Below are 9,580 nucleotides of genomic sequence, written 5' to 3'. Positions count from 1 at the left end.
GAGATATCCATATTTCGATACCTCTATTAGATCAAAGGCCTAGCTTAAAAGCCAGGCCTTTGTCATCAATCTGAGCCTTACCCAGCAATGGGTAAGGCTTTTTCATTCCGCTATTTAGACAAGCAGATCCGACTAGATACCGGAACCATCCGCTTCGGCATCATCTTCATGCAAGCCACATTCACGCTTGAGGCCAAAGAAACGAGTTTCCTCTTCCTTCATACCCGGCTGCCACTTTTGGCTGGTATGGGTATCCCCGATAGAAAGGTACCCCTCGTCTTTAAGTGGGTGATAAGGAAGTTGATACAGGGCCAGATACTGCTCAATGTCCCGGTCACTCCAATCAATCAGCGGCAGGAACTTGAACAGGCCATTTTGCACCGCCAGCACCGGCAAGGTCGCCCGGCTTTGTGACTGTTCACGGCGCAAGCCGGAGAACCATGTCGAAACTCCAAGCTCATCCAAAGCGCGGCGCATCGGCTCGACTTTGTTCAGTCGGTTATATTGCTTGATCCCATCAAGGCCCTGCTCCCAAAGCTTGCCAAATCGCGCCTCCTGCCAATTAGGACTCAATTCAGCACGGTAAATGTGCAAATTCAAGCCCAGACGATCAGTCAACTCATCGACAAACTGGTACGTTTCCGGAAAGAGGTAACCGGTATCAGTCAGAATCACAGGGATATCAGGCTTGATCCGCGTGACCAGATGCAGCATCACGGCAGATTGAATGCCAAAGCTCGACGCCAAACCAAACTGCCCGGGCAAATTGTCCAGGGCCCAACGGATTCGTTGTTCTGCGCTCATCACTTCAAGCTTGGCATTGACCTCTGCCAATTTCAGAATCTGCTCCACCTTGCTGGCTTGCAGCAACGAGGCATATTGGCTATCAGGCATAAAAGTCTCTCTTTGAAATCAGAACCGGCTCAATAATCCCGGTACGGATAGTGAAATCGCCAAAATCTTCCCCGGCTTCCCTTTCTTTGGCCCAACGACCCACTAGGCTATCTATCTCGGTAAGAATTTGTTCGACTGTAATGTTTTCACGGTACATTTTCGGGATCCGGGTACCATTACGGTTACCACCAAGGTGCAGGTTATACCGCCCAGGCGCCTTACCCACCAAGCCGATTTCAGCCAGCATCGCCCGTCCACAACCATTCGGGCAACCGGTCACCCGCAAGATGATGTTGTCATCTTCGGGCAGGCCGTACTTAGCCAACAACTGTTCGATGTCAGTCACAAACTCCGGCAGAAAACGCTCCGCCTCAGCCATTGCCAGCGGGCAGGTGGGCAGCGAGACACACGCCATGGCATTTTTCCGCTGATCGGAAACGCCATCATCGATCAGGCCATGATCACGGGCGATCTTTTCGATCTTAAGTTTATCTGCCGCAGGAACGCCAGCGACAATCAAATTCTGGTTCGCTGTCATGCGAAAATCCCCTTTATGGATTTTCGCGATTTCCGCTGCACCTGTTTTCAAAGGCTTACCCAGATAATCCAACAAACGACCATTTTCAATAAACAACGTCAGATGATGCTTACCATCAATCCCTTCGACCCAACCAATATTGTCGCCGCGTTCGGTAAATTCATAAGGTCGGCTCGGGGCAAACGCAATCCCCGCCCGTTTCTCGACTTCGGCCTTGAAGACATCGACACCAACCCTGTCCAGCGTGTATTTGGTTTTGGCATTCTTACGGTTAGATCGGTTACCCCAATCGCGCTGGGTGGTGACAACTGCCGCTGCGACATCGAGGGTTTTCTCCAACGGGATAAACCCAAAATCATCCGCCTGACGAGGGTAAGTTGCCTTATCGCCATGGGTCATGGCCAAACCACCGCCCACCAGCACATTGAAACCAATCAACTTGCCCTGCTCGGCAATCGCGACAAAGTTCAGATCATTGGCATGAACATCGACATCGTTTTGCGGCGGGATCACCACGGTAGTCTTGAACTTCCTGGGCAGATAATTGCTGCCCAGGATAGGCTCTTCGTCTGTCGTTTCCAGCTTTTCACCATCCAACCAAATCTCGGCATAGGCACGGGTTTTCGGCAATAAGTGTTCACTGATCTTTTTCGCCCACTCATACGCCTGCTGGTGCAACTCAGACTCCACCGGGTTGGTGGTACACAGCACATTACGGTTCACATCGCCAGCGGTGGCAATGGAGTCAATCCCTATCTGATTCAGGGTTTGATGCATCAGTTTGATATTCGGCTTGAGCACACCATGAAACTGGAAAGTCTGGCGGGTGGTCAAACGAATACTGCCATACAGAGAATGCTCCTCGGCAAACTTGTCAATCGCCAACCACTGCTTGGGGGTGATCACCCCGCCCGGCATCCGAGCTCGCAACATCACATTTTGTAGCGGCTCCAGTTTCTGTTTAGCTCGCTCAGCGCGGATATCCCGGTCGTCTTGCTGGTACATACCGTGAAAACGGATTAGCTGAAAATTATCAGCGGTAAAGCCACCGGTGATCCGATCATTCAAATCCTCGATGATGGTGCCACGCAAGAAGTTACTTTCACGCTTGAGGCGTTCGTTATCCGACAGTTTTTGCTCGCTCATTAGTACACATCCTTTTGATAACGCTTGCTCTTGCGCAGCTCACTTAAATATTGCTCAGCCTGCTCACGGCTCAGTTTTCCCTGCTGCTCGACAATCGAAAGCAGAGCCTCGTGGACATCTTTGGCCATACGAGTCGCATCGCCGCAAACATAAAAATGGGCACCGTCCTGCAGCCACTGCCACACCTCGGCAGCGTGCTCGAGCAAGCGGTGCTGGACATACACTTTCTCAGCCTGATCACGGCTAAATGCCACATCAATCCTATCCACAACACCTGATTTCAAGTACTTCTGCCATTCCACCTGGTACAGGAAATCTTCGGTAAAGGTACGGTCGCCAAAGAACAGCCAGTTCTTGCCATCAGCCTCACGATTATCACGCTCCTGTACAAAGGCACGGAATGGGGCGATGCCAGTACCAGGGCCAACCATAATCACAGGTGTCGCATCGTTTTCCGGCAGCTTGAAGTGGTTATTCGGCTCAACAAAGACCCTGACGCTGTCGCCTTCTTCCAGACGCTGGGCCAGGTAACCAGAGGCGCCACCCTGACGGGTTTCCTCGCCTTTCTGGTATTCCACTAACCCTACTGTCAAATGGACTTCCTCACCCACCTCTTCCTGGCTCGAGGCTATCGAATACAGGCGCGGGGTCAGGCGGCGCAGTAAACCAAGCAGCTGCTCGGCACTCAGGATTGCTTTTTTCTCACCCAGCACATCAATAATTTGGGTATTGCCAGCATATTCGCGCAGCTTGTCTTTATCCTCGACCAGCTTGGCCAGCTTTTTACTGCCCGAGAGTTCAGCATATTTGGTCACCAACTGCGGGTTAGACAGTGTGATCTCATAATGCTTAACCAGTGCCTCTTTCAGTGATACCGGCTCGCCATCCACCTCAACCTGCTCATCAGCAGCCAGCCCCACTTTGGCTAATACTGCCTCGGCAAGGGCAGGGTCGTTGTCATACCACACCCCCAGCGCATCTCCCGGCTGGTAGATCAGCCCGGAGCCTTCTAAGTCAATTTCCACATGGCGGACATCTTTGCCTGACTGTCGGCCGGTAATTTTCTGGCTGGTCAGCAAAACTGCCGGGTAAGGGTTCTTCTTGTTGTAAGCCGATACCGCTAGTGCCGCTTGGCCAAGCGGTAACTGAACCACATCCGCTTCACCGGATACCACCTCAGATTTCAACGTTTCCTCAACCTTACCCAGAGCCTGGGCACGCCACTGCGTAGCCTCTGACTCATAGTCCACGTCACAATCGAGACGAGGCAGGAATGCTGTTGCCCCAAGTTTGCCAAGGAAGGCATCAAAATCTTTGGCAGTCTGGCAGAAATATTCGTAGCTGGAGTCACCCAAGCCAACTACCGCGTACTGCAAGTTAGGTAGTTTCGGGGCCTTTTTCGATTGCAGAAATTCATGCAGCTCAATGGCATCATCGGGGGCCTCTCCCTCACCATGGGTGGAGGCCACAATAATGACATGGGTCTCTTTGGCGAGGTTTTTCCCCTTGTAGTCACCGGCGGCAAATACCTCAGCCTTGATGCCCTTGGCGTCAGCCTCATCTTTCAGCTGCTCAGCAACACCTTTGGCATTCCCGGTCTGGGAGGCATAAATAATAGTCAGCTTACCGGCAGGTTGATTGCTGGTTGCTAATGCGGGGGCCTGAGAAGGCTGAGTCTGGCCAGCCACCTGAGTTTGGCTAAGACCCCAAAAATATCCACTGATCCACGCCAACTGTTGTGGCGAAAGCTCGGCAGCAGCCTGCTGTAATTGACCTATTTGCTGATCATTGAGCGGGCTGGCCAAAGCTGAAAGTTCCTTAAGTAACATGACACGACGATCCCTATACATTGCGTATGGGTTAGATTAGCTACTCAGGGAAATAACAAGAAAGAATAGATAAGAATGTTTTATAACGATTTGTAAGGGTGGAAGGTAAAAAAAACTGCAACTCATACTGCAGTTTTTCTTTGTATTCAAAAAGTATCGGCTATCCTCACTTGGTGAAAGCCGACCTCAAATGCCCGCTCGGTGGCCGTATCAATATCGTGATAGCACTTTTCACTACCAGACCCATCGGTAAGAGGGACAAAGCCGCCCCGGCGATGGCGAAACTCGACAATCCATCCATTCGCCTGAATGGAGGGTTCGATTACGGCTTCCACTATATCGCTATTGGTATAGAGGTTCTGCAATTCTGTTAACGTCATAAGCCTCTGCCCCTTCCAGTTACACCTTTTATAAAAATGGTACAAAAACGAGAAAATAGGCAACAAAAAAGCCACGATTTCTCGTGGCTTTGGAATAAATGTGCTAATTGAGCCGCTTAGATATCGAACTCTGCACCTAGGAACCAACCATCAGCGAAGAATTCACCACCGTTAGACCCCTTGATGAAGTCAAAATCATAGTCCATCACACGGTAGCCCGCGCGCAGATTCAAATCTGCTGCTACCAATGGAATGGTCCACTTCACGCCGGCCTGGCCGTCTATGGTGCTAGTACTGTCATAGTTACCGAAATTAAGATCACCGAACAGTGATACAGGTGTCATTGGGATACCCAGCTCAACATTACCGTAGATATTTGGCTGCCATTCGCTGAAGCTCTCATCATTGAACTTGCCCGAGTTGAACTTGCTCATGGTTACACCGATATCGAACGCCACTGCGTTGTTATCCAGGATTTCGTAGTATGCGGTATAATCCGTTTGACCGAATGAAACATTACCGTTGTCGACATCGGTGTAGCGCAAGCGGAAGTTTGGCACCAATGGAACGAAGTGCTCAAATGCCACATAGTAAGAGCCCGAGGTATTGCTGTCAGACTGGCTACGGCTATCATTAACTTTGGCATCGGTGAACCAAGCATCGGCACCGGCTTTTACCCCAAAAAGCGTTGCTGCTTGGGCAGGTACTGCCGCAGACAGCACGACTGCAGCGGCTACCGCAGAAAGCGCTAATTTTTTCATTTCGAGTCTCCGCTCTTTATTAGTATTTAGATAAAAAACGGCCAGACTATATCAGATGCTGGTTAATAAAGCCTCACCTGTAATGTCAAACATCTATTTTCTTTTCAAAATTTTACATTCTTTTTGTGGCCTAATTCCCAGCCACTATCAGCGGTAATATCGCTTTCTGTGCGTTTGCTCGGCCTTATGCTCACGATAAAACCATACCCCGACAACAATCAACAGCAACCAAGGCAGCAGTTTAAACATCACCCCAATCATGCCTGCGACCGCCATGACAACAAAGCCTGCGGCAACCGCCAACGCCATACCCAGGATACTCACGCCGGTACAGACCAACACCACAGCAAACACCAGCAAAAATAGAAACTCAATCATCGCGCGCTCCCCCTTATATCTAATAAGCTCTTTGGCAACATCATACGCCTTGTATGACATAGACACTGCACAAACCAGACCAAGTTTACCAAACCAACTAAATACATAAAAAAAATCAAAGAATTAAAAAAGGCCCACTACTGAGTAGAGGGCCTCTTCTTGATAAGCTTGGTATTTTTCGCCAACTATTTGGCTTAATTAGCCATTATGATTCCACGGCTTTACACGTCTAGATGAGCTGGGATCTTCGCCATCGCCTGCTGCAATACCTCAATACCAGAGCCTGGTTTATGGGCATTTTCACTGATATGACGACGCCATTGGCGCGCACCAGGCAAACCCTGGAACAAACCCAGCATATGGCGGCTAATGTGGTTCAGGTAAGCACCTTTAGCCAGCTCACGTTCAATATACGGGAACATAGCCTCCACAATTTCACGGCGCTTTTTCACCGGCTTATCAGAGCCGTACAAGCGTTGATCAACCTCAGCCAGCAAATAAGGGTTTTGGTAGGCTTCGCGGCCAACCATAACTCCATCCATGTGCTGAAGGTGTGCTTCAATCTCTTCCATGGTCTTCACACCACCATTGATCCCCATGGTCAGGTGCGGAAAGTCTTTCTTAAGCTGATATACACGCGGGTAATCCAGAGGTGGGATCTCGCGGTTTTCCTTCGGGCTCAAGCCACTCAGCCAAGCTTTTCGAGCATGGATAGTAAAGTCTTCACAACCGCTTTTTTCGCTGACAGTGCGAATAAAATTGGTCAGAAATTCATATGAATCCTGATCATCAATACCAATTCGGGTCTTGACCGACACCGGAATATCCGCCACTTCGCGCATTGCAGAAACACATTGTGCTACCAAGTCAGCCTCACCCATTAGGCATGCACCGAAACGGCCATTTTGCACGCGATCAGAAGGACAACCAACGTTAAGGTTAATCTCGTCATAGCCGCGCTCAGCGGCCAACTTGGCACACTTAGCGAGATCTACCGGGTTTGAGCCACCCAGTTGCAATACCAGCGGGTGCTCTTCTTCGTTGTAGGCCAGGTAGTCACCCTTGCCGTAAATAATGGCACCCGTGGTCACCATTTCGGTATACAGCTGAGTACGCTCACTGATCAAACGATGAAAATAACGGCAATGACGGTCAGTCCAATCCAACATTGGCGCAATAGATAAACGACAGTCTGGGTATTGACCCAACTGTGGTTGCTCATCATTAGACTGTTCATTCATTACAACAGCAGTATCTGTCATCGGAAACCTCATTATCGACCGCTAAATCTCTCGTTCAAGGCGCTTTGGGAAGGATCCTCCCATGCCATGGATCTCACAACGCTGCGAGGAGGCGGATTCTACCCTATTACTGCCTCTATCCCAAATCACATCGCCATGACCTATAAAGACTAGGCAACAGCTACTGTAAACCCCAACACTTCAGATGAGCATATAGAACATAGCACCCATTTTAAATGATTAAGATAAAACCAATAAGAACATACATATAAAAACACAACACGTTATCACGTACAGCTTAAATAGTAATTATAATACTGGTATACAAAAACTCCTTAAAAAGCTGAACACACTCAATAAGCAATTGAAAAGATACACATAAAATCCTTATCTGACATAAAAAAAACACCAGAGCAGCTTTTAGCTGAAATTTACCCTCATAGCTGTGCGGCGTATTGACGAAATACTCTCGTCATGAAAACCAGTAAAAAGATCATGATAGACTCAAAGCTTCTATTAAAAGGATCATGATAGGCTTAAAACTTACATTAAAAAGATCATGATAGGCTAATTAATTAGAGTAAAAATAACATCATGTTCTAATTGATTTCACCAGCTAAACCAAACCAATATAAGATACTGATTTTAAACAAAATGGTTATTTACCACCAATAGACAAATATCTAGTTCACCTTAGCCAGAAAAAAGCCCCAAAAGCTGAACATCAAAACAAAACCTTACTGAACAATACCTTACCGCAAGAAAGCACTAGGGCTATAATCGAGCGCACCTTTTAGCTGAAATAAAAATGAAATGCTGAACGCGCATACAAAAGGCTTTGAGCTGGGCTAAAAACACAACCACCAGCTGATCTTTTCTGGCGTGATTAACGGAAACGCCATAACAAAGGTCACTTTAAGTATGAGTGTGGTAATATATAAAGCTTATCGCTTGTATTTTGAGGTTATATGGCAAATAAAGGTCAGTTGCTGGCAACCGCCCAGCAGCTCTGTGAGCAACGAGGAGTAAGACTGACACCTCAAAGACTGAAAGTTCTGGCTCTGATCATTGAACATCACAGTTCCATCAGTGCTTATGAACTCTTAGATTTGCTGCGCGAAAGCGAACCACAAGCCAAGCCGCCGACGGTTTACCGAGCGCTGGACTTTCTTCTTGCCCAAGGCTTTGTCCACAAAGTCGAATCAACCAATAGTTATATTGCCTGTTGCTTGCTGGGCCACGCTGATCATTGTTCCCAGCTTCTTATCTGTAGCCAGTGCGGTAACGTCGAAGAGTGCCACGACGAAGAGCTTGCCAAGCTCCTTCGCCAACGCGCCGAGCAGCGAGGCTTTGAGGTCACTAACCATGTCGTTGAAAGCCATGGTGTTTGCCAGCATTGTAAAAACAAGTAAGTTATTTTATTCAGACAGAGATCGTCGTTATTAAATTATGCGCGCAGAATTCGTAAACCCTTTCTTAGCGTCACTGTTGAATGTTCTCAAAACAATGGCGTCAATGGAGCTGGCTCCTCAGAAACCCCGGCTGAAAAAAGATGAAGTTGCCAGAGGCGATGTCTCAGGCTTGATTGGTATGGTCGGACCGAAGACCAAAGGTTCGATGTCGATCACCTTTGATGAAGGCCTGGCATTGGAGATCATGCAGAGAATGCTGGGCGAACGCCCACACAGTATTAACGAAGAAGTCACTGATATGGTCGGTGAAATCACCAACATGGTGACCGGCGGTGCAAAACGCATTTTGGCCGAGAAGGGTTACGAGTTCGATATGGCAACACCTGCCGTCGTCTCAGGCCGTGGCCACACTATCACTCACAAGTGTGATAGCGCCATCATTATCATGCCGTTTGATTCCGAATACGGTAAAGCTTTTATCGAAATATGCTTTGATGGCTAACCCCCGCAATTAGACTCCCCTTTGATTTTCAGCCAGCCTCGCTGGCTGAAAGCCTTTCCTGCTACGTATCATCAAACTTATCACTTTGATTTTTATGTGAAGTTGCCACAAATATCGAACAAAAAACTACCAACTGTCATATATTCGATCTAGACTCGATATGCTGGATAGGCATCAAGACACTTATGGTTTGATGTCCCCTGCGCGTCATTTTGCTTACCCGTAGGGACTAAGCAAGGAAATACCCTCATTCAAAGGAAAGAACGTAACATGAACAAACTGACTGGAACCGTTAAATGGTTCAACGATGAAAAGGGCTTTGGCTTCATCTCTGGTGCTGATGGCAAAGATGTATTCGTCCACTTCAGTGCGATTCAGGCTCAGGGCCGCCGCAGCCTGCAGGAAGGTCAAAGTGTTGAGTTTATCGTGACAGATGGTCAGAAAGGTCCGCAAGCTAGCGAAGTTGTTGCTCTGTCTTAATGCCGCCAACCAACTTTTG

10 protein-coding genes are annotated in these 9,580 nt (G+C 48.3%); 3 read left to right on the top strand and 7 right to left on the bottom strand.

Annotated elements, in window-relative coordinates; genetic code table 11:
* Positions 1–132: 132 nt before the first annotated feature.
* The 7 genes from NHN17_RS19320 to dusA all read right to left on the bottom strand — a co-directional run bounded on the left by NHN17_RS19320 (position 133) and on the right by dusA (position 7,167).
* Entirely contained in the window at positions 133–894 is a 762-nt protein-coding gene (locus NHN17_RS19320) for a phosphoadenylyl-sulfate reductase (RefSeq protein ID WP_255044262.1), read from the bottom strand.
* Positions 887–2,578: an assimilatory sulfite reductase (NADPH) hemoprotein subunit gene (cysI, locus tag NHN17_RS19315; RefSeq protein WP_255044261.1), complete on the bottom strand. Its 1,692-nt coding sequence runs from the start codon at positions 2,576–2,578 to the stop codon at positions 887–889. Before cysI ends, NHN17_RS19320 begins: the two co-directional genes overlap by 8 nt.
* Positions 2,578–4,407 (bottom strand): assimilatory sulfite reductase (NADPH) flavoprotein subunit, encoded by a 1,830-nt coding sequence (locus tag NHN17_RS19310; protein ID WP_255044260.1) that lies wholly within the window; start codon positions 4,405–4,407, stop codon positions 2,578–2,580. The genes cysI and NHN17_RS19310 overlap by 1 nt, the downstream gene beginning before the upstream one ends.
* Positions 4,408–4,553: 146 nt before the next feature.
* The gene (locus NHN17_RS19305) at positions 4,554–4,787 is read right to left on the bottom strand and encodes a thymidylate kinase (RefSeq protein ID WP_255044259.1); all 234 of its coding nucleotides are present in this window, start codon (positions 4,785–4,787) and stop codon (positions 4,554–4,556) included.
* Positions 4,788–4,903: 116 nt separating this feature from the next.
* On the bottom strand, positions 4,904–5,548 hold the full coding sequence (locus NHN17_RS19300) for a TIGR04219 family outer membrane beta-barrel protein (protein ID WP_255044258.1): 645 nt from the start codon (positions 5,546–5,548) through the stop codon (positions 4,904–4,906).
* 147 nt (positions 5,549–5,695) lie between these two features.
* On the bottom strand, positions 5,696–5,926 hold the full coding sequence (gene pspG, locus NHN17_RS19295) for an envelope stress response protein PspG (RefSeq protein WP_255044257.1): 231 nt from the start codon (positions 5,924–5,926) through the stop codon (positions 5,696–5,698).
* A gap of 221 nt (positions 5,927–6,147) precedes the next feature.
* A complete protein-coding gene (dusA, locus tag NHN17_RS19290; RefSeq protein WP_255044264.1) occupies positions 6,148–7,167 on the bottom strand; it encodes a tRNA dihydrouridine(20/20a) synthase DusA in 1,020 nt (339 codons plus the stop codon).
* 968 nt (positions 7,168–8,135) lie between these two features.
* On the opposite strand from dusA, the gene zur reads away from it, so the two are divergent.
* From zur to NHN17_RS19275, 3 genes are all read left to right on the top strand, one after another.
* Positions 8,136–8,579: a zinc uptake transcriptional repressor Zur gene (gene zur, locus NHN17_RS19285; RefSeq protein WP_039466471.1), complete on the top strand. Its 444-nt coding sequence runs from the start codon at positions 8,136–8,138 to the stop codon at positions 8,577–8,579.
* A gap of 37 nt (positions 8,580–8,616) precedes the next feature.
* Positions 8,617–9,081, top strand: a complete 465-nt coding sequence (locus NHN17_RS19280; RefSeq protein ID WP_255044256.1) for a chemotaxis protein CheX — start codon at positions 8,617–8,619, stop codon at positions 9,079–9,081.
* Positions 9,082–9,351: 270 nt separating this feature from the next.
* Positions 9,352–9,561 carry a cold-shock protein gene (locus NHN17_RS19275; protein ID WP_255044255.1) on the top strand — a complete coding sequence of 70 codons (210 nt, stop codon included), beginning with the start codon at positions 9,352–9,354 and terminating at the stop codon, positions 9,559–9,561.
* Positions 9,562–9,580: the final 19 nt, after the last annotated feature.

This window comes from Photobacterium pectinilyticum, assembly GCF_024357955.1.
In the GTDB taxonomy this organism is placed as follows: Bacteria; Pseudomonadota; Gammaproteobacteria; order Enterobacterales; family Vibrionaceae; genus Photobacterium; species Photobacterium pectinilyticum.
This window is presented reverse-complemented; position numbering and strand designations above follow the sequence as displayed.